The organism is Pelomonas sp. SE-A7, from assembly GCF_030345705.1.
GTDB lineage: Bacteria > Pseudomonadota > Gammaproteobacteria > Burkholderiales > Burkholderiaceae_C > JAUASW01.
Genome location: NZ_JAUASW010000001.1, coordinates 464,572 through 485,948 on the forward strand (window position 1 = coordinate 464,572; position 21,377 = coordinate 485,948).

Consider the following 21,377-nt stretch of genomic DNA (forward strand, 5'->3'; position numbering starts at 1 on the left):
ACCGGCCATGCGGCAGCCAGACAAATCACAGGACGCGCAGATGAAGTTCCTCAGGTTCAAGCCCGCCTACGCAGCAGTTCTCACCCTGGCTCTGGCCGGGTGCTTGGGCGATTCGCCGGACACGCTGGTGGCCAATGCCAAGACCGCCATTGCAAGTCGCGATACCAGGACCGCCTTTGTCCAGCTCAAGAGCGCACTGCAGAAGGACGGCACGCACGCGGAAGCTAGGTATCTTCTGGGGCGCCTGTTGGCCGATTCGGGTGACGCCAAGGGCGCGCTGATCGAGTTGCAGAAGGCCTACGACCTCGCATACGACCCCGAGCAGGTTGTGCCCGCCCTGGCCCATGCGGTCTACCTCAATGGCGATGCCGCCAAGGTGATCGCCACTTATTCCGAGCGCAAGCTCGTGACCAAGCCGGCCATTGCTGCGCTGAAGACCACAGTGGCGTTGGCCCACGTGGCACAGGACAAGCCGGACGCGGCCATGGAATTGGTCAATGCAGCCCTGGCGGCCAATCCGCGACAGGTCGACGCGCTGATGCTGAAGGCGCGCCTGCTGGGCGCACAGAAGAAGCTCGACGAGGCCTTCGCCCTGTTGGTCATTGCTGCCGACGCAGGTCCTCAGGTCGCCGAGGTTCGCAAGCTGCAGGGTGACCTGTGGATGGCCAAGGGACCTGACCTGGCCGCGGCGCAGGCGGCCTATGCGGAGTCCGTAAAGGTCGATCCCAAGTATGTACCTGGCTATGTGGCGCAGATCTGGCTCGCCCTCGGCAAGAAAGACATCCCGGCGGCCGAGGCGCTGGTTGCCGGGCTGAACAAGGTGGCGTCCCGGCATCCGACCTCGCGCTACCTGACCGCCCTCTTGGCCCTGGACAAGGGTGACCTGAAGAAGGCCAACGAGTCGGTCCAGCAACTGCTCAAGTTGGCGCCTGACAATCCGCCGGCCCTGATACTCGGCGGCTCGGTCGATCTGCGCCTTGGCAAGCTGGTGTCGGCCGAGGCGGCGTTCGGCAAGGCGACCGCGCTGTCTGGCGACAATCCTCGGCCGCGCCTGATGCTCGCGCGCACCCAGTTGCGCATGGGGGAGGGCGCCAAGGCGGCCAAGACGCTGCAACCGTTGACCTCGGTCGAACCTCCCAACGCCGAAGCCATCTCCTTGCTCGCCGAGGCCGAGCTCTTGCAGGGCAATGCCGGCAAGGCCGAGACCCTTTTTGCGAAGGCCAAGGCCATCGACCCCAATGATTCGCGAGTGAAGGCCGGCCTGGCCGTCGCGCTGATGGACAAGGGGCAGGTCGAGAAGGGGATGGAGGAGCTGCGTGCAGCGGCGGCCAACGATCCTCAGCCACTGGCCGATCTCACCCTGATCGCCGCGCATCTGCGCCGCAAGGATTTGGCGGCTGCATCCAAGGCCCTCGAGGGCCTGGAGCGCAAGCAGCCGAAGCTGGCGTTGGCCGCGATGCTGCGCGGACAGATCGAACTCCAGTCCGGCAACCTGGCCAAGGCCAGAGCTGCGTTTGAGAAGGCGGTGACGCTGGAGCCTGGCAATGCGCAGGCACAACTGCACCTGACCAATCTGGATGTGGCCGAGGGCAAGGCGGACGCGGCGGTCGACCGCATCAAGAAGGTGATCGCCGCTGATCCGGCTGACGGGCGGGCCCGGCTGGCCCTGATCTCGATCCGCCGCCTGGCCGGCGCGTCGCAGGCCGAACTGCTGGAACTGCTTGAGCAATCGATCAAGGCAGTGCCGACCAATGCCGAACTTCGCCTGGCCCAGATCCAGGAACTGGTGGCCAAGCGAGACTACAAGCTGGCATTCGAGGCCGCACAGCAGGGCGTTGCTGCCTTGCCTGACAGCCTGGAGATGCTGACGGCCCTGGGCCGCACGCAGGCGCTGACCGGGGACCTGAATCAGGCCATTGCAAGCTTTGGCCGCCTGGCCCTGAGTGCGCCCAAGTCGCCCTTGCCCCATCTGGAAATGGCGCAGTTGCAGCTGAACAAGGGTGATCGGGCCGCTGCCATCCAGTCCTACAAGAAGGCAGTGGCAATCGATCCCAGGAACGTCCAGGCCCAGAGTCAGCTCATTGCCATGGCCGACGACGACGGGCGTTTCGGCGAGGCCTTGGTCATTGCCAGGAACGTGCAAGCCCAGTACCCCGGCGAAGCCATCGGCCATGTGTTCGAGGGCGACCTGCTGATGCACCAGAAGAATTGGACGGGTGCTGTCAAGGTCTTGCAGATGGCCCTGGCGAAGACACCGGGTTCGGCCGTCAGCATCAAGCTCCATACGGCGCTCCTCGGCGCAGGGCAGGGGGCTGAGGCCGACCGGCATGCGAGGGAATGGCTTTCGCGCAATCCGAAAGACGTGCCATTCATCCAGCATCTGGGGGACACCCTTGTGCGGCGAAACGAACTGGGTCAGGCCCAGCAGATGTATGAAAAGGCGCTGGGCGTCCGGACCGACCTCCCGGTTGTGCTGAACAACCTGGCCTGGGTGCTGGCCCGCCAGGGCAAGCCAGAGGCACTCGATACCATCCGCCGCGCCCTCAAGCTGGCGCCGAACCAGCCCACGCTGCTGGACACGCAGGCCGAAATCCTGGCCGGACGGGGCGACCTGACCGGGGCCATCGCATCGGAACTGGCCGCCGTCGATGCGGAGCCCACGGCCCATCCATTCCGGATGAAGCTGGCCCAGTATTACGTGGCCGCCAAACAGCCCGTGGAGGCACGCAAGCACCTTGACGTGCTGGCCAAGCTGGGCCCCGCCTTCCCGCAGCAGGACAAGGTGAAGGAACTGCGCGCCAAGCTCTGATGTCGAGCTTTGTCAACGGCCTGCACGGAATCGCCGCGCAGACCGCTTGAGCGAGTTATCGTCCGGGACTGCCGTCGCATTCAAGGAGTCGCTCATGCCGGACATCGGGGTCTTTGACTACAACCTCGCCTTCTCCCGGAACATTGGATGGGTGACCGAGGCCGAGCAGGCACAGTTGAAGAATTGCCGGGTCGCCATCGGTGGCCTGGGTGGCGTGGGCGGTGCCCACGCGCTGACGCTGGCGCGGCTGGGCGTCGGCCGGTTCACGATTTCGGACCTCGATACCTTCGACTGGCCCAACATGAACCGCCAGGCCGGCGCATTTGCATCGACGATTGGCCAGCCCAAGCTGGACACCACGGCAGAGATGTTGGCCGACATCAATCCGGAAGTGCAACTGCACCTGATGCCCGGCGGCATCAACGAGGCCAACATCGACGAGTTCCTGAGTGGTGCCAACCTCTACGTGGACAGCCTCGACATCTTCGCGCTGGAACTGCGCCGCAAGGTGTTTGCACGCTGTCGTGAGCTGGGGATTCCTGCAGTGACAGCCGCCCCCATGGGCATGGGGACGGCCTTTCTGGCCTTCAGCCCTACCGGCATGAGTTTCGAAGAGTATTTCGCGCTCGATGGCTATGGATTCGAGGACAAGGTCCTGAAATTCATCGTCGGAGTTTCGCCGTCGATGTCGCAAAGGCATTACTTGGTCGATCGCAGTTCAGTCGACCTGTTCAAGAAAAAGGTCCCGTCGACCGCAGTCGGTATTGAAATGGCGGCCGGCGTTGCCTGCGCCAATGGGATCAAGCTGATGCTCAAGCGAGGCGATGTGGTAGTGGCGCCGCGGGGCCTGCACTTTGACGCCTACCGCAATTCACTGGTCAAGACCTGGCGTCCATTCGGCAACCGCAATCCGCTCCAGCGCTTCATGTTCTGGTACATCCGCCGCATGCTGGACCGGGCCCGGGCACAGGCCAAGGGCTGACAGGCCCCCCGGAACCTTGTCGGGAGCTTTTACAGTCGCTGATGCCAGGGCCTGAGGTTGCGACTGAATCCGTTGTGAATCAACAAGTTAACAAACCTGGCACGGCCCTTGCGAATGATGTGTCGAGCGATCGCAAGCAGATGCAGCGACGCGATATTCAACACGCAGGAGAAATCCACATGTCTATCAAAGTTGCACTGAAGGCGATCTGCGCAGCAGCCGTCGTTGCTGCCTCCGCTACGGCCAATGCCGGCATGTTCTATATGGACATCGGCGCTTCGTATGGTCCGGCCGGTGGTCAGGTCAATGCGAACTCCACCTCGGTGAAGAAGCAGATGACGTTCCAATACGTGTCGTCGACCGTGTTCACGGACAAGGACACTTCGTTCGGCATCAGTGTCGGTGACACCACGAACACCAGCGCCGGCTACATCCCGACCTCGGCCAATCCGTTCCACACGGATACCAGCCTGAACAACGTGACGGGCTTTTCGCCGAACCAGATTGGCGCCAACAACAGCAACAACGGCTACGTCAATCACTGGTACCTGTCGTTCGGCATCGAGAACCTGACCGGCAAGGTCTCCAGCTTCGGCACGGGCCCGGAAATCACCTACAACAGTGGTTCGGTCCTGAAGATGTACCTGTTCACCGATGCTGACGGCTTCACTTCGCCGATCAACTTCATGAACATCAACATCACCGGTGGCCAGTCGGGTACCGGCGGCACCATCCTGAACGGCAAGGTCGACTTCACGGGTCTGGCTCTGACCGGTTACGAGAACCTGTTCCACTCGGCCACGTACTCGTGCGGTGGTCAGTCCGGCTTCTACTCGCTGTGGAGCACCTGTGGTTCGAACCCCCCGGGTGACCTGGCCATCAGCTTCCGTGGCGACTTCAACACCGATCCGGACATTCTGGGTTCGGTCGGCTTCAACGGCTTCGATGCTGACGGCAACGCGACCTTCCTGATCGACGGTGCTCAGCATGACGGTAGCGCTACGTTCAGCGTTCCTGAGCCTGCCTCGCTGGCTCTGGTCGGTCTGGGCCTGATCGGTGCCGGTGTCATCCGCCGCCGCAAGCAAGCTGCCTAAAGACATCTGACAGCCGGCTTGTCCGGTCTCAGTAAAAACCCGCCTCCGGCGGGTTTTTTTTTGCCCGTTGTGATGCCGTCCGTCGGCGCTTTTCATTGAGTTGTTGTACCTGGGCCGGTGGCCATGCCAGATTTCGTGACCGCTTGCGCAGGCCCGGCAAAGTCCCCTGTTCGCAGGGGCTGTGGCGCCATGTCGCTATGGCATGATGCCGCTCGACAGTCAGGGCACGTCACGACGGGCTGGATGCGATGGCGTGAGTGTCGGAAATCTAGAGGAGTTCGACGTGAACAAAAGCTATATCGGAATATCGAAACTCATCCGCATCGGCTTTGCCGCCTTGCTTGCGGCGGTGCTGGCCGGCTGTGCCAGCCAGGGCGGCATCCCGCCGGCCCCGGCCACGGCGGGCAACCAGGACTACAGCTACATCATCGGTTCGGGGGACAACCTGAATATCCTGGTGTGGCGCAACCCTGAATTGTCGATGTCGGTGCCGGTGCGGCCCGATGGCAAGATTTCGGCGCCGCTGATCGACGAGATGGTGGCGCAGGGCAAGAATTCGGTTGAAATTGCCCGGGATATTGAGAAGCAGCTCAGCAAATACATCCGCGACCCGGTCGTCACCGTGATCGTCACGAGTTTCGTGGGTCCGTTCAGCGAGCAGATTCGCGTGGTCGGCGAAGCCGCCAAGCCGCAGTTCCTGCCGTTCAAGCAGAAGATGACCTTGCTGGACGTGATGATCGCCGTCGGCGGTCTGACCGATTTTGCGGCCGGCAACAGCGCCACCATCCTGCGCTCGTCTGAAGGCAACAAGCAATATTCGGTGCGCCTGAAGGACCTGATCAAGCGCGGTGACGTGTCGGCCAATGTCGAGATGCGTCCGGGCGACATCCTGATCATTCCGCAGAGCTTCTTCTGATACGACGACGGTCCGTGTTCTAGAGATGGACCTGCTGCCGGCCTCGGGGTCGGCGTCCTGCTACTGGCGCCACGCGCCTAACGATTGAAGTCCGACCCATGGATTTGCTGCTTGCTCAGTTCTTCTCAATTGCCAGGCGCATGTGGAAGTACCGCTGGTACGGCCTCGTGGTGGCCTGGGCAACCGGCGTGGTGGGCGCGCTGCTTGTCTTCATGATGCCGGACCGCTATGAGGCGAGCGCGCGGATCTACGTCGATACCCAATCCATACTGAAGCCGCTGATGGCAGGCATGGCCGTGCAACCCAACGTGGACATGCAGGTCGGCATGCTGAGCAAGACGCTGATCAGCCGACCCAATGTCGAGAAGCTGGTTCGCATGGCCGATCTGGACCTCAAGGGGCAGAACCAGACCAAGGCCGAGGTGGAGGCGCTGATCGACAAGGTGTCCACCGAACTGAAGATCGTCAGCGCCGGCCGCGACAACCTGTTTACGCTGACCTATCGTGATGCCGATCCCGAGACGGCCAAGCGCGCGGTCCAGTCGCTGGTCACGATCTTCGTCGAGTCCAGCCTGGGCGCCCAGCGCAAGGACACCGCGACGGCCGCCAGCTTCATCACCGACCAGATCAAGAACTACGAGGCCAAGCTTGAAGAGGCCGAAGGCCGGCTCAAGGAATTCCGCCTGCGCAATCTGAAGCTGATGAGCGCCGACGGCAAGGACTCCGCCGGCCGCCTGGCCGAGATCAGCGGGCAACTGGAGCGCTCCAGGCTGGAGTTGCGCGAGGCGGTGCAGGCCCGTGATGCCGCCCGCACGCAGCTCGACGCCGAGCGTTCGCGCAATGCCAGCTCGACCACGGCCAGCCTGCTGCAGGAATCCTCGCAGTCGGTGTCAACGCCCGAACTGGATGGCCGGATCGAGAACGTCAAGCGCGCTCTCGACGGCCTGCTGCAACGCTATACGGAGCAGCATCCCGACATCGTCGCCGGTCGCAAGCTGCTCAAGGACCTCGAAGAGCAGAAGCGCAAGGAAGTCGCTGAATTGCGCAAGCAGGCCATCAATGCGCCGGCCGCAGGCGCCGGTGGCAGCAATGCTTCGCTGGCACAGCAGGAGATGAGTCGCATGCTGGCGGCGGCCGAAGTGCAGGTGGCGGGACTGCGCGCCCGTGTGGACGAGTACTCGGCCCGGTATGCCACGGCGCTGGCGGCGGTCAAGACCGCACCGCAGCTCGAAGCAGAACAGGCCCAGCTGAATCGCGACTATGCGATTCACAAGAAGAACTATGAAGACCTGGTGGCCCGTCGCGAGTCGGCTTCGATCTCGGGCGAGCTGGATGTGGCCAGCGGCGTAGCCGACTTCAAGCTGATCGATCCGCCGCGGGCGAATCCCAAGCCGGTGGCGCCGAACCGACTGCTGTTGCTGGCTGCCGTGCTGGCGCTGACCCTGGTGGCCGGCCTGTTCACCGCGTTCGTGGGCTCGCAGCTGCGACCGGTCTTCCATGATGCCGGTGAATTGCGCTTGCGTACGGAATTGCCGGTGCTCGGCGTGGTGTCCAAGCTGGTCAGTGACGCCGAGAGGCGGCGCGACCGCCTGGACCTGGTGCGGTTCGGCGTAGCAAGTGGCGGTCTGGTCGCGATCTTTGCGGTCGGCCTGTCGATCATGGCCATTCTGATGAGCAAGCAGGTGAGTTGAGATGAGCAGCCTGATCGAACAAGCAGCCCAGCGGCTCGAGCAGCTGAGACAAGCCGGCGTCGTGCTGCCGGATGCATCCGCCCGTCCGGCGGAGTCGCCGGAGGTGCCTCCGCAGCACGTGGCAGCGCAACCGGTGCCCGTGCAAGCTGCGCCAGCCGACGTCTCGCATGCCCAGTCCAAGCGGGTCGACCTGGATCTCGTGGCGCTGGCGGCCCAGGGATTCCTGGTCCCCACCGCGCCGCGTACCGTCATTGCCGACCAATACCGAGTGATCAAGCGGCCGCTGATTCGCAACGCGATGGGCAAGGGCACGGAAGCCTTGCCGCACGGCAACCTGATCATGGTGACCAGCGCGCTCGCAGGCGAGGGCAAGAGCTTCACCTCGTTGAACCTGGCGCTGAGCATTGCCGCCGAGCTGGACAACACGGTGATGCTGGTGGATGCCGACGTCGCGCGTCCCTCGGTTCTGCGCATGCTGGGCCTGCCGCAGGGACCGGGCCTGCTGGACGTGCTCGAGAACCAGGTCGACATGGCCGACGTGCTGATGCGCACCAACGTCGACAAGCTGACCATCCTGCCCAGTGGCACGCCGCATCCTCGCGCGACCGAGCTGTTGGCCAGCGACGCCATGACGGCCCTGCTGGAGAACATGGCCAAGCGCTATGCCGACCGGATCATCATCTTCGATTCGCCACCGCTGCTGCTGACCACCGAGTCCCGGGCGCTGGCTTCGCACATGGGCCAGATCGTGGTGGTCGTGCACGCCGACAAGACGCTGCAAGGCGCCATTCAGCAGGCCCTGGCCAGCATCGAGACCTGCCCGGTCAAGATGATGCTGTTGAACCAGGCTCATGCCAGCTCTGAAGGCAGCTACGGCTACGGCTATGGCTACGGCTATGGCTATGGCTATGGATATGGCAATGAGCCCAAGCAAGAGTGAATTCGGCCCTTTTCACCTGTTGACGCGGCTGGCCCGGGCGGTCTGCCTGATCGGCATCGCCGGCACCGCCTGCGCCCAAAGCGACGGTGGCGGCAACGATCGCCGCAGCTTCAGCATCCAGCCCTCGCTGAGTGTCAGCACGACAGCGACGGACAACCTGCGCCTTGATGACGTCAATGCCGGCAAGGACAAGGCCGTCGTCGGCATCCTGTCGCCGGGTCTGAGCCTGCGAGCCAATACCGGGCTGCTGCGGGGATCGCTGGACTACGCGATGGACGGGCTGATGTACTACAAGACCTCGTATGGCGACCGTGCTCAGCACCGTCTGTCGTCGCAGGGCACCGTGGCGCTGTGGGATGGGCGGTTCGCGGTCGACATGCGGGCCACGCTGGGCCAGCAGGCTCAGTCTGCCTTCGGTGTCGCCCAGTCCGGCAGTACCTCGCTGACCGAAACCAATCGTTCGCAGCTGGCCACGCTGACCATCAGCCCGCGGCTGATGGGGCAATTGGGCGGCATTGCCAGCTACCAGCTGAATGCGACTGGCACCGAGAACCGGGTCAAGGATTCCGTGGTTGGAGACAGCAAATCGGCCCAGATCGGCCTGCACCTGTCTGGACTGGGCGGTTCCCAACGACTGCTGAACTGGAACCTGACCGGCCAAGCCCAGCGGCAGACCGGTGGGCAGACCCGTCGTCTGACCACGGAATATGCGTTGCTGGGTCTGAGCTACCGTCCGGATGTGGACTGGTCCTTCCAGGCTCAGGCCGGCGCCGAGCGCACCAATTTCGTCACCATCGATCCGGTCACCAGCAGCACCTACACGGTGGCCATGGACTGGACGCCCTCGCCGCGGACGCAGCTGAACGCCGATTGGCGCAAGCACAGCTATGGCAATTCACACACGCTGAGCTTCACGCACCGCATGGCACGCTCCTCATGGCGATTCACCGACACCCAGGCTGTCAACGGTCCGGGCGCGGTGGGGGCCAGTGCCAGGCAGACGAACTACGCTCTTTACGACGCGATCTTCACGGCGCTGGAAGCGGATCCGGTCAAGCGGGACCTGCTGGTGCGTGCCTACCTGCAGGCCGTGGGCCTGAATGCCGACGCGATTTCCAACGAAGGCTTCCTGGCTGCCTCGGCCACGATGACGCGAGCCCAGTCGGCCGCCTTCTCGCTGATGGGGCTGCGCAGCACGGTGACGGTGTCGATCAATCAGTCCAAGACCCGCCGCCTGGACCCGCTCAGCCAGGCGACCGACGACCTCGGCCGCTTCGGCAATGTCCGCTTGCGCTCGGCCAGCCTCAGCCTGGCCCACAAGCTGACGACCTCGAACTCGATCAGCCTGACCCTCGCCGACCAGCGCAACGACAATGCCTCGGGCAGCCAGTCGAGCGATCTCAAGAGCCTGCTCGGGAACTTCACCGGCCGCCTGAACCAGCGCCTGTCCTATTCGCTGGGCCTGCGGCATTCACGGTTCAACAGCAATCTCCGGGCCTACCGCGAGAACGCCGCCACCGCCACCCTCACTCAGCAGTTCTAGCCGTCCATGTACGAAGCCTTCTACGGCCTCAGCAGCAAGCCCTTCCAGCTGAGCCCGGATCCGAACTTCTATTTCGGCAGCAAGCAGCACCGCCGGGCCAAGGCCTATCTGGACTATGGCGTGCTGCGCAACGACGGGTTCATCGTCATCACCGGCGAGATCGGTGCCGGCAAGACCACGCTGCTGCGCGGCCTGCTGGACAGCCTCAACCGCAGCAACGTGGTGATAGGCAATCTGGTCACGACGCAGCTCGACGCCGAGGACACGCTGCGCATGGTCGGCGCGGCCTTCGGCGTGCGGGTCAAGGACCTGCCCAAGTCCGAGCTGCTGATGACGCTGGAGGCCTTCTTCGTCAGCCAGGTCAGCCAGGGCAAGCGCTGCCTGCTGATCGTCGACGAGGCGCAGAACCTCAGCGCACGCGCGGTCGAGGAACTGCGCATGCTGTCCAACTTCCAGTTCAGCAACCAGTCGCTCTTGCAGACCTTCCTGGTCGGCCAACCCGAATTCCGAGGCATCCTGCAGCGACCCGAAATGGAGCAGTTCCGCCAGCGTGTGGCGGCGACCTGCCACATCGGGCCGCTGGACGAGGATGAGACCCAGCGCTACATCGAGCACCGCCTCAAATGCGCCGGCAGCACCGGCAAGCCTTCGTTCGAACCCGAGGCGTTCCCGGCCATATACAAGGCCAGCCAGGGCATTCCGCGCCGTATCAACTCGCTGTGCGACCGGCTGCTGCTGCTGGGTTTCATGGCCGGCAAGACCCACCTGGAAGCCGGCGATGTGCAGGAAGTGCTGCGCGACATCGAAGCCGAAACTGCCACGCCCAAGAAATCGCTGTCCAGCAAGCTGGACGAGGTCGAGTCGCTGACCGGCGACATCGAGCTCGACCTGGATCTGCGCGACAGCGAGATGAGCCGGCTGGACGGCGAGCTGGCGGCCATGAGCCAAAGCCAGCAACTGGAGCGATTCCAGCGGCTGGAGGCCAGCCTGCAACGGCTGGAGAAGATCAATCTGCAGACCCTGGGTCTGTTGCAGAAGCTGGTGAAGGCCGTGCGGCCCACCACGACCGAGACACGCGAATGAGCGAGCAGCAAGCGAGCCGCCTGACGATGGCCCCGGTGATGTGCATCGTCGGTGCCCGTCCCAATTTCATGAAGATGGCGCCGATCTTGCGCGCGCTGGCCCAGCACCAGCCGCCCATCCCGGCGCTGCTGGTTCACACCGGCCAGCACTACGACACCGACATGAGCAAGAAGCTCTTCGTCGACCTGGGCCTGCCGACGCCGGACATCAACCTGGAAGTGGGCTCGGGCAGCCATGCGGTGCAGACGGCCGAGGTGATGAAGCGCTTCGAGCCGGCGCTGGACGAACACAAGCCCAGCTGCGTGCTGGTGGTCGGCGATGTGAACTCCACGCTGGCCTGCACGCTGGTGGCGGTCAAGAAGGACATCCCGGTCGCGCATGTCGAAGCGGGCCTGCGCAGCTACGACCGCAAGATGCCGGAGGAGATCAACCGCCTGCTGACCGACCAGGTCGCGGATCGGCTGTACACCACCGAGCGCAGCGCCCTGGCCAACCTAGTCCGCGAAGGCATTGCCGAGGAGCGCGTGGTCTTCGCCGGCAACGTGATGATCGATTCACTGGAGGCCAGCCGTCCCCATGCCCGTCCGCCGGCCGAGACCCTGGCCGCGCACCACCTGGATCCGGGCCTCCTGCAGCATCCCAAGGGCTATGCCGTGGTCACGCTGCACCGGCCGTCCAACGTGGACACGGCCGAGTCGCTGACGCATCTGCTGGAGGTGCTGGACACGGTGTCGCGCGACCTGCCCATCGTGTTCGCCATGCATCCACGCACCCGCAGCAACATCGAGAAATTCGGTCTCAAGGGCCTGCTCGATCCGACCCGCGTGGCCGTGCTGCCGCCGCAGGGCTACCTGGAGATGCTGGGCCTGATGGCCGGCGCCACCCTGGTGCTGACCGACTCCGGAGGCCTGCAGGAAGAAACCACCGCCCTGGGCGTGCCCTGCCTGACCGCGCGCGAGAACACCGAGCGCCCGATCACGGTGGAGCAGGGCACCAACACCATGGTCGGCCTGGACCGCGAGGCCATCCTGCGGGGCGTGGCCGAGATCCTGGCCGGCCAGGGCAAGCGCGGCCGCGTGCCCGAGTACTGGGACGGTCACACGGCCGAACGCATCGCTGCCGACCTGTGGCAGTGGTTGGCCCGGCCCAGAGCACAAACCACAAGGCTGTCGAGATGTTGATGCCCACCCAGCATGGCGCCCGAGTGCGCAATGCGATGACCGTTGACGTGGAGGACTACTTCCAGGTGTCTGCCATGGCGCCCTACATCGCCCGCAGCGAATGGGACGCCCGCGAATGCCGCGTCGAGCGCAACGTGCAGCGCATCCTGGCCCTGCTGGCCGAAACCGGTCGGCAGGCCACGTTCTTCACCCTGGGCTGGGTGGCGGAACGCTATCCGCAGCTGGTGCGGGACATCGTGGCGGGCGGCCACGAGCTGGCCAGCCACGGCTATGGCCACCAGCGCGCCAGCGACCTGGACCGCGCGGCCTTCTCCGACGATGTCGGTCGCGCCAAGAAGCTGCTGGAAGACATTGGCGGCGTGCAGGTGCTGGGCTATCGCGCGCCGAGCTTTTCCATCGGCGAGGCCAATCTCTGGGCCTTCGACGTGCTGCTGGAAGAAGGCTACCGCTACAGCTCCAGCGTCTACCCGGTCCGACACGACCACTACGGCATGCCCGACGCCCCGCGCTTCGCCTATCCGGTGCGCGAAGGCCTGCTCGAGATTCCTCCCACCACGCTGCGCCTGGCCGGCCGCAACCTGCCGTCCAGCGGCGGCGGCTATTTCCGCCTGCTGCCCTACGCCCTGTCGCGCTGGATGGTGGGTCGCGTCAACGAGGGCGAGCAGCAGTCGGCGATCTTCTACTTCCATCCTTGGGAGATCGACGCCGGCCAGCCGCGTGTCGCCGGCATTGACGCCAAGACCCGCTTCCGCCACTACGTCAACATCGATCGCATGGAAGGCCGCATCGCCCGGCTGCTGCGCGACTTCGAGTGGGGGCGCATGGATGAGATCTTCCTGGGTCGTCGCGCCGAGTCGCTGAGCCCCGCGGCGGCGACATGAGCACCGCCACGGTCGTCAAGCGCCTGCCGCTGCAGGACGCTGAGAGCCTGCGTCGCTGGGACGAGTTCGTGCTTGCCCAGCCTCAAGCCACCTTCTTCCACCGCGGCGGCTGGCAGCAGGTGATCAGCGAGGTCTGGGGCCATGCCTGCTTCTTCCTGTTCGCCGAAAGGGCAGGGCAGGTGGTGGGCGTGCTGCCGCTGGCCGAGGTCAAGAGCCGGCTGTTCGGCCATTCGGTCGCGAGCCTGCCGTTTGCGGTCTATGGCGGCGTGCTGGCCCTGGACGACGAAGCCGCCGCTGCGCTGGAGGCCGAGGCCGACAGGATTGCTCGCGGGGTGGGTGCCGAGCATCTGGAGATGCGCCAGATGCAGGGCCGTCACGACGACTGGCCGCGCCAGGACCTCTACGTCACCTTCCGCAAGCCCATCCTCGATACCGAGGAGGCCAATATGAATGCCATCCCGCGCAAGCAGCGCGCAATGGTGCGCAAGGGCATCAAGAACGGCCTGCAGAGCCAGGTCGACTCCGACGCCGGCCGCTTCTTCGCCCTCTATGCCGACAACGTCCACCGCCACGGCACGCCGGCCATGCCACGCCGCTGGTTCGAGGCGCTGCTGAAGGAATTCGGCGCCGACGCCGAGGTGCTGACCGTCAGCGACGCGAACGGGCGGCCGCTCAGCTCGGTGCTGAGCTTTTACTTCCGCGATGAGGTCCTGCCTTACTACGCCGGTGACGACGAGGCGGCGCGCGACCTGGCGGCCAACGACTTCAAGTACTGGGAGCTGATGCGCCGCGCCTGCGAGCGCGGCCTCAAGCTGTTCGACTATGGCCGCAGCAAGCAGGGCACGGGTTCCTATTCGTTCAAGAAGAACTGGGGCTTCGAGCCCACGCCCCTGGTCTACGAATACCGCCTCTACAAGCGCGAGGCGATTCCGCAGAACAACCCCAACAACGCCAAGTACCAGCTCCTGATCAAGACCTGGCGCCGCCTGCCCATTGGCGTGGCCAACTGGCTGGGGCCCAAGATCGTGCGCAGCCTCGGCTGACGCCCGCATAGTCATGGCCAACGTCCTGCTGCTAGTCCACCGCCTGCCTTACCCGCCCAACAAGGGCGACAAGGTGCGCTCCTTCCACCTGCTCAAGCACCTGCTGGCCGGCCACCAGGTCTATCTGGGCACCTTCGTCGACGACCCGGAAGACGAGCAGCATGTGGACACGCTGCGTGCCATGTGCGCCGGCCTGCACGTGGCCCGGCTGCACCCCTCGCGTGCCAAGCTGGCCAGCCTGCGCGGACTGCTGTCGGGCGAGGCGCTGAGCCTGCCGTACTACCGAGATGCCGGCCTCGCCCAATGGGTGCGCGAGCTGGGCGCCAGCGGCAAGATCGATTCTGTCGTCGTGTTCTCCTCGTCCATGGCCCAGTACGCCGAGCTGCTGCCGCAGCTGCCCATGCTGGTGGACTTCGTCGACGTCGATTCGGCCAAGTGGACCGACTACGGCGCCGCCCATGCCTGGCCGATGTCCTGGCTGTATCGCCGCGAAGGCGAGCGATTGCTGGCCTACGAGTCGGCCGTCGCCGCCAAGGCGCGCTGCTCCTTCTTCGTGACCGACAAGGAAGTGGCCTTGTTCCGCCGCCTTTCGCCGCAATCGGCCCAGGCCCCGGTCAAGGCCCTGTGCAATGGCGTCGATGCCCAGTTCTTCGAGCCGGCCGAGGGCCGCGAGTCGCCCTATGCCGCGGGCGAGACGCCGGTGGTGTTCACCGGCGCCATGGACTACTGGCCCAATGTGGACGCGGTCCAGTGGTTCGCCACCGAGGTGCTGCCGCGGCTGCGCGAACGCCGGCCACAGCTGCGCTTCCATATCGTCGGCCGCAGCCCCACGCCCGCGGTCCAGGCCCTGGCCGGCGAGCATGTCAACGTGACCGGCACCGTGCCCGATGTGCGGCCCTGGTTGCAGCATGCGGCCGTGGTGGTCGCGCCGCTGCGGCTGGCGCGCGGCGTTCAGAACAAGGTGCTCGAGGCCATGGCCATGGCCCGCCCGGTGGTTGCTGCGCGCAGCTGTGTCGAGGCGCTGGACGTCGTTGAAGGTCGCGAACTGATTGCTGCCGAAACGACCGAGGACTATGTCCGCGAGGTCGAGCGGCTGCTTGACGCCCGTGCCGAAGCCGTCGCCGTGGGCGCCGCCGGACGCCAGCGCGTGCTGCAGTCCTATGCCTGGACCGCACAGCTGTCCGGCCTGGATTCCTATCTGAACCGCTCGCCCGAGGAAATGGCCCTATGAGCCGTGTGATGCCCAAGCCCGCCATTGCCGGGATTCCGCCGCATTGGCGCCAGCCCCTGGCAGCGCTGCTCGTGCTGCTGCTGGGACTGGGCTGGCTGTTCCGTGACACGCTGATGGCCATGGTCGTGATCTGGGAGCGCTCCGAGACCTTCGCCCATGCCTTCGTCGTGCCGCCCATCTCGCTGTGGCTGATCTGGCGCCGCCGCCAATCGCTGGCTGCCCTGGTGCCCAAGGCCTGGCCACTGATGGTGTTGCCGCTCGCCCTCTTGGCCGTGGGCTGGCTGCTGGGCGAGCTGGTGTCGACCAATTCGGTGACGCAACTGGCCGTGGTGGCCATGATCGTGATGGCCGTGCCGCTGGTGCTGGGCCGCGAGGTCGCCTGGCACATCGCGTTCCCGCTGGGCTTCCTGTTCTTCTGCGTGCCCATCGGCGAATTCATGATGCCCATGCTGATGGAGAGCACGGCCGACTTCACCGTGGCGGCCCTGCGATTCACCGGCATTCCGGTCTACCGTGAAGGCCTGCAGTTCGTGATCCCATCGGGCAACTGGTCGGTGGTCGAGGCCTGCAGCGGCGTGCGCTACCTGATTGCCTCGCTGATGGTCGGCACGCTGTTCGCGTACCTGAACTACCGCTCGATGCGCAAGCGCCTGATCTTCATCGGCGTGGCCATCCTGCTGCCCATCGTCGCCAACTGGATGCGGGCCTACGGCATCGTCATGCTGGGCCATGTCTCGGGCAACAAGCTGGCGGTGGGCGTGGACCACCTGATCTACGGCTGGGTGTTCTTCGGCATCGTCATGCTGGCCATGTTCTCGATCGGCGCCCGCTTCAGCGACCCGGACGAGCAACTGGTGACCGCCTCGGACCTGCCCGTCGTGCCAGCCGGGGCTGCCGCGTCGATCTGGCCCTGGATGCTGGCGGCCCTGCTGGGGCTGCTGGGCACCCGCTTGGCGCTGGATTGGCTGAACCGCCAGACCGGTCCGCGGGACATTTTGCTGAGCGCCCCAGCCCTGGCCGGTTGGCGATCCGGCGCCGCCGCGCTGGGCGACTGGTCACCGGTATTCCAGAAGCCGGCCGGTACGCTGCAGACGGTCTATGGCCGCGGCAGCGAGCGTGTCGGCCTGCACCTGGCCTACTACCGGCAGCAGGGCTACGACAGCAAGCTGGCCAATTCGCAGAACATGCTGGTCCTGTCCTACGACAAGCAATGGGCCCGGGTCAGCGAATCGGCCACGCGCCTTGAACTGCCTCTTTCCGGCAGCACGGCCGTGCGCACCGGTGAGCTGCGTCCGCTGGCCCAGCTCGGCGACTCCCGCCTGGTGGTCTGGCAGTTTTTCTGGGTCGACGGCCATGTGACCAGCAGCGACATCCGCGTCAAGCTTTACACGGCGGCCTCCCGTTTGTTGGGACGCGGTGACGATTCGGCCGCTGTCACCGTGTATACCGACAAGGACGAAGAAAATAGCGGCCGTTCCGAGCAGCGCCTGCGGCAGTTCCTGAGCGAGAACTGGCCGGCCATCGAACGGCAGTTGCAGGCGTCGCGCGGCAGCCGACCCTGAAGTGCCCGGCGCCGGGCTCAAAGTTTTGCAAGAACAGAAGTTGAGATAGAGGATTCAAGATGACGACGACGGTTGCAGTGATCGGCCTGGGCTATGTGGGCCTGCCCCTGGTGGTGGAATTCGGCAAGCACATGCGCACCATCGGCTTCGATATCTCGGTGCCCAAGGTGGAGGCTTGCCAGCGCGGCACCGACCCTTCGCGCGAGCTGACCGACGAGCAGGTGCAGGAAGCCAAGCACGCGGTCTACACCGCCGACCCGGCCCTGCTGGCCGAGGCCGACATGATCATCGTGGCCGTGCCCACGCCGGTGGACGAGGCCCATATCCCCGATTTCAAGCCGCTGATCGGATCGAGCACCAGCGTCGGCCGACACATGAAGAAGGGCGTCACCGTCGTCTATGAATCGACGGTCTATCCGGGCGCCACCGAAGAGGTCTGCATCCCGGTGCTGGAGCGCGAGTCGGGCCTGAAGTGGAAGCAGGACTTCAACGTCGGCTACAGCCCCGAGCGCATCAACCCGGGCGACAAGGAACACACGCTGACCAAGATCCTGAAGATCGTCTCCGGCGACACGGCCGAGACGCTGGACAAGGTGGCCAAGCTCTACGAGACCATCATCATCCCCGGCGTGCACCGCGCCTCCAGCATCAAGGCCGCCGAGGCCGCCAAGGTGATCGAGAACACCCAGCGCGACCTCAACATCGCGCTGATGAACGAGCTGGCCATCATCTTCGACAAGATTGGCATCGACACCTCCGAGGTGCTGGAAGCCGCCGGCACCAAGTGGAACTTCCTGAAGTTCAAGCCGGGCCTGGTGGGCGGCCACTGCATCGGCGTGGACCCGTATTACCTGACCCACAAGGCCGACATGCTGGGCTACCACCCGCAGGTCATCCTGGCCGGCCGCCGCATCAATGACGGCATGGGCAAGTTCATCGCCGAGCAGACCATCAAGCACATGATCGCCGCCGGCAGCTACATCAAGGGCGCCAAGGTCAATGTGCTGGGCCTGACCTTCAAGGAGAACTGCGGCGACCTGCGCAACTCCAAGGTGATCGACATCATCAAGGAACTGCAGAGCTATGGCGTCGAGGTCTGCGTGACCGACGCCCAAGCCGAAGCCGAGGAAGCGATGCACGAGTACGGTGTGCGCCTGCTGTCCTGGGACGAGCTGCCGCGCGCCGACGCCATCGTGGCCGCGGTCTCGCACAAGGAATACGCCGGCCTGTCGATGGAAGACATTGGCAAGAAGCTGGTCAAGGGCGGCGCCTTCATCGACGTGAAGGCGGCGTTCGACGCCAAGGCCCTGGGCGAGGCAGGCTACAAGGTGTGGCGCCTCTGAGGCAGCGGCAATGGTGGTGTCGGTCGATACGCGCCCGCTGGTTGTCCATGTGCTGCATCGATTCGATACCGGTGGCCTGGAGAACGGGGTCGTCAACCTGATCAACGGGATGACGGCCTACCGCCACGCGGTCGTGGCGCTGACCGAGGTCACGGCCTTCAAGGAGCGCGTGACCGCGCCGGGCACCCAGTTCTTCGGCCTGGGCAAGCAGCCGGGGCAGGGCTTCTGGCTCTATCCGCGTCTGTACCGCCTGCTGCGTGAGCTGCGGCCCACCGTGGTCCACACGCGCAACCTGGGAGCGCTGGAATTCGCTGTGCCGGCCTGGGCCGCGCGTGTGCCGCTGCGGCTTCATGGCGAGCATGGCTACGACATCTCCGACCCCGACGGCAAGGCGGCCGGCCCGCGTCGCTGGCGGCGCCTGTACGCACCATTTGTCCACGGCTTCATCGCCCTGTCCAAGGACCTGCAGCGCTACCTGACCGAGCGCGTGGGCGTGGCGCCCAAGCGAGTCCATCAGCTCTACAACGGCGTGGACACCGCCAAGTTCGCCCCGCGCGACCCGGGCGAAACACCGCCGGCCGACTGGCCGTTCAAGCCGGGCGAACATCTGGTCATCGGCGCGGTCGGCCGCATGCATCCGATCAAGGATCCGCTCAACCTCGTCGAGGCCTTCATCCTGCTGTTGCAGCGCGCGCCTGAACTGGCGGGCCGGGTCCGCCTGGCCATGCTGGGCGGCGGTGTGCAGCTCGAAGCCGCGCGGCAGCGCCTGGCCGAGGCCGGCCTGGCCGAGCTGTGCTGGCTGCCGGGCGACCGCAGCGACGTGGCGCGGCTGATGCGCTGGTTCGACATCTATGCCCTGCCTTCGCGTGCCGAGGGCATCAGCAACACGGTGCTGGAGGCCATGGCCTGCGCCCGGCCCATCGTGGCCACGGCCGTCGGCGGTACGCCGGAGCTGCTTGAAAGCGGCCAGGAGGGCCTGCTGGTGCCGCCGGCCGATGCCGAGGCGCTGGCCGAGGCGCTGGAATCCCTGCTCAGCCGTCCCGAGCGGGCAGCGGCGCTTGGGCAGGCCGCCCATCGCCGTGTCCAGGAACAGTTCAGCCTGGGCCGCATGGTGGCGGCCTACCAGGCGATTTACGACGGCGCGCCGCGCCGCTGAGGACCCAAGACATGTGTGGCATTACCGGGCTTTTCGATACGCGTGAGTCGCGCCTGCCGGAGCGGGAGCGACTGCACCGGATGAACGAGTCGCAGCACCACCGCGGCCCGGACGAAGGCGACCTGCACCTGGAGCCGGGCCTGGGCTTTGGCCACCGCCGCCTGTCGGTGATCGACATCGCTACCGGCCAGCAACCGATCTTCAACGACGACCGCTCGGTCAGCCTGGTCTTCAACGGCGAGATCTACAACTACCAGGAGCTGATGGCCGAGCTGCAGGCCGAGGGCTTCCGCTTCCGCACCAAGAGCGATAGCGAGACCATCGTCCGCGCCTGGGAGCGCTGGGGCGAAGACTGCGTGCAGCACCTGCGCGGCATGTTCGCCTTCGCCATCCACGACCGGCGCCGCGGCTGCTTGTTCATGGCCCGCGACCGCATGGGCGTCAAGCCCATGCACTACGCGCTGCTGGACGACGGCTGGCTGCTGTTCGGTTCCGAGCTCAAGAGCCTGATGGCGCATGGCGGCCTGCCGCGCACCATCGACCCGCTGGCCCTTGAAGAGTATTTCGCGCTGGGCTATGTGGCCGAGCCGCGCTGTGTGTTCAAGCAGGCGCGCAAGCTGGAGCCCGGCCACTGCATCCTGTTCGAGCGCGGCAAGTCGGCACCGACGCCGCGGGCCTACTGGGATGTGCGCTTCACGCTGGACCGCCAGATCGGCCTGGCCGATGCCAGCGCCGAGCTGCGCGACCGGGTCACCGAGGCGGTCAAGGTGCGTCTCAAGTCGGAAGTGCCGCTGGGCGCCTTCCTGTCCGGCGGAGTCGATTCCAGCGCCGTGGTCGCGGCGATGGCAGGGCTGATGGACGACCCGGTCAACACCTGCTCCATCGGCTTCGACGATCCGCAGTTCAACGAGTCGGAATTCGCCAAGATGGTGGCCGACCGCTACCGCACCAATCACCGGCTGGAGATCGTCGGCAGCGACGACTTCGACCTGATAGACACGCTGGCCCATCTGTACGACGAGCCCTATGCCGACAGCTCGGCCATTCCGACCTACCGGGTCTGCCAGCTGGCGCGCAAGCATGTGACGGTGGCCCTGAGCGGCGACGGCGGGGACGAGAGCATGGGCGGCTACCGCCGCTACAAGCTGCACATGATGGAAGAGCGCATGCGCAGCAGCCTGCCGGCCGGGCTGCGCCGCCCGCTGTTCGGCATGCTGGGCCAGATCTATCCCAAGGCCGACTGGGCGCCGCGCATGTTCCGCGCCAAGACCACCTTCCAGGCCATGGCGCGCAACTCGGTACAGGCCTACTTCAACACCATGGGCCTGGTGCGCGAGCCCGCGCGCCAGCGCCTGTTCAGCCCCGAGCTGCACCGCGAATTGCAGGGCTACAACGCCATCGAACTGTTCGAGCGGCATGCGGCCAAGGCCGGCACCGACGATCCGCTGGCCCTGATCCAGTACATCGACTACAAGACCTACCTGGTCGGCGACATCAACACCAAGGTCGACCGCGCCAGCATGGCCCACAGCCTGGAAGTGCGCGAGCCGCTGATGGACCACCACCTGATCGAATGGCTGGCCACGCTGCCCTCGGACCTGAAGCTGCGCAACGGCGAGGGCAAGATGTTCTTCAAGAAGGCCATGGAGCCGCTGCTGCCGAACGACGTGCTGTACCGGCCCAAGATGGGCTTTGCCGTGCCGCTGGCCCGCTGGCTGCGCGGTCCGCTGCGACAGCGTGTGCGCAGCGCCTTGCTGGACGACGGCGGCGAACTGGTCCAGACCGGCTGGTTCAACCGCCAGGAGATCACCCGCCTGGTCGAGCAGCACGAGAGCGGCCTGCACGACCACAGCACGCCGCTGTGGACGCTGCTGATGTTCGACGCCTTCCTGCGCAATGTCTCGCGCGCGGCCTGAGCCCGG

16 protein-coding genes are annotated in these 21,377 nt (G+C 65.5%); all 16 read left to right on the forward strand.

The features are described 5' to 3' along the window. Nucleotides 1–40: 40 nt before the first annotated feature. The 16 genes from prsT (at nucleotide 41) to QT382_RS02225 (ending at nucleotide 21,371) form a co-directional block, all read left to right on the forward strand. Complete coding sequence (gene prsT / locus QT382_RS02150; protein ID WP_289252399.1) at nucleotides 41–2,809, forward strand: XrtA/PEP-CTERM system TPR-repeat protein PrsT; 2,769 nt, start codon at nucleotides 41–43, stop codon at nucleotides 2,807–2,809. A 94-nt stretch (nucleotides 2,810–2,903) separates the two neighbouring features. Continuing rightward, nucleotides 2,904–3,791 carry a ThiF family adenylyltransferase gene (locus tag QT382_RS02155; RefSeq protein ID WP_289252400.1) on the forward strand — a complete coding sequence of 296 codons (888 nt, stop codon included), beginning with the start codon at nucleotides 2,904–2,906 and terminating at the stop codon, nucleotides 3,789–3,791. Nucleotides 3,792–3,970: 179 nt separating this feature from the next. Continuing rightward, complete coding sequence (locus tag QT382_RS02160; RefSeq protein ID WP_289252401.1) at nucleotides 3,971–4,885, forward strand: PEP-CTERM sorting domain-containing protein; 915 nt, start codon at nucleotides 3,971–3,973, stop codon at nucleotides 4,883–4,885. 337 nt (nucleotides 4,886–5,222) lie between these two features. Continuing rightward, entirely contained in the window at nucleotides 5,223–5,801 is a 579-nt protein-coding gene (locus tag QT382_RS02165; protein ID WP_289254673.1) for an XrtA/PEP-CTERM system exopolysaccharide export protein, read from the forward strand. 98 nt (nucleotides 5,802–5,899) lie between these two features. Next, entirely contained in the window at nucleotides 5,900–7,492 is a 1,593-nt protein-coding gene (locus QT382_RS02170; protein WP_289252402.1) for an XrtA system polysaccharide chain length determinant, read from the forward strand. Nucleotide 7,493: 1 nt separating this feature from the next. Next, nucleotides 7,494–8,432: an XrtA-associated tyrosine autokinase gene (locus QT382_RS02175; protein WP_289252403.1), complete on the forward strand. Its 939-nt coding sequence runs from the start codon at nucleotides 7,494–7,496 to the stop codon at nucleotides 8,430–8,432. Further along, the gene (locus QT382_RS02180) at nucleotides 8,413–9,975 is read left to right on the forward strand and encodes a TIGR03016 family PEP-CTERM system-associated outer membrane protein (protein WP_289252404.1); all 1,563 of its coding nucleotides are present in this window, start codon (nucleotides 8,413–8,415) and stop codon (nucleotides 9,973–9,975) included. The genes QT382_RS02175 and QT382_RS02180 overlap by 20 nt, the downstream gene beginning before the upstream one ends. 6 nt (nucleotides 9,976–9,981) lie before the next feature. Then, nucleotides 9,982–11,058 (forward strand): XrtA/PEP-CTERM system-associated ATPase, encoded by a 1,077-nt coding sequence (locus tag QT382_RS02185; RefSeq protein ID WP_289252405.1) that lies wholly within the window; start codon nucleotides 9,982–9,984, stop codon nucleotides 11,056–11,058. Continuing rightward, complete coding sequence (wecB, locus tag QT382_RS02190; protein ID WP_289252406.1) at nucleotides 11,055–12,239, forward strand: non-hydrolyzing UDP-N-acetylglucosamine 2-epimerase; 1,185 nt, start codon at nucleotides 11,055–11,057, stop codon at nucleotides 12,237–12,239. Before QT382_RS02185 ends, wecB begins: the two co-directional genes overlap by 4 nt. Beyond that, nucleotides 12,233–13,120, forward strand: a complete 888-nt coding sequence (locus QT382_RS02195) for an XrtA system polysaccharide deacetylase (protein WP_289252407.1) — start codon at nucleotides 12,233–12,235, stop codon at nucleotides 13,118–13,120. The genes wecB and QT382_RS02195 overlap by 7 nt, the downstream gene beginning before the upstream one ends. Then, nucleotides 13,117–14,163 (forward strand): FemAB family XrtA/PEP-CTERM system-associated protein, encoded by a 1,047-nt coding sequence (locus QT382_RS02200; RefSeq protein WP_289252408.1) that lies wholly within the window; start codon nucleotides 13,117–13,119, stop codon nucleotides 14,161–14,163. The genes QT382_RS02195 and QT382_RS02200 overlap by 4 nt, the downstream gene beginning before the upstream one ends. Nucleotides 14,164–14,176: 13 nt before the next feature. Continuing rightward, a complete protein-coding gene (locus tag QT382_RS02205; RefSeq protein ID WP_289252409.1) occupies nucleotides 14,177–15,394 on the forward strand; it encodes a TIGR03087 family PEP-CTERM/XrtA system glycosyltransferase in 1,218 nt (405 codons plus the stop codon). Then, on the forward strand, nucleotides 15,391–16,956 hold the full coding sequence (xrtA, locus tag QT382_RS02210; RefSeq protein WP_289252410.1) for an exosortase A: 1,566 nt from the start codon (nucleotides 15,391–15,393) through the stop codon (nucleotides 16,954–16,956). Before QT382_RS02205 ends, xrtA begins: the two co-directional genes overlap by 4 nt. 59 nt (nucleotides 16,957–17,015) lie before the next feature. After that, on the forward strand, nucleotides 17,016–18,299 hold the full coding sequence (locus QT382_RS02215; protein ID WP_289252411.1) for a nucleotide sugar dehydrogenase: 1,284 nt from the start codon (nucleotides 17,016–17,018) through the stop codon (nucleotides 18,297–18,299). A 10-nt stretch (nucleotides 18,300–18,309) separates the two neighbouring features. Continuing rightward, nucleotides 18,310–19,455 (forward strand): TIGR03088 family PEP-CTERM/XrtA system glycosyltransferase, encoded by a 1,146-nt coding sequence (locus tag QT382_RS02220; protein WP_289252412.1) that lies wholly within the window; start codon nucleotides 18,310–18,312, stop codon nucleotides 19,453–19,455. Between the two features lie 11 nt (nucleotides 19,456–19,466). Then, entirely contained in the window at nucleotides 19,467–21,371 is a 1,905-nt protein-coding gene (locus QT382_RS02225) for an XrtA/PEP-CTERM system amidotransferase (protein WP_289252413.1), read from the forward strand. Nucleotides 21,372–21,377: the final 6 nt, after the last annotated feature.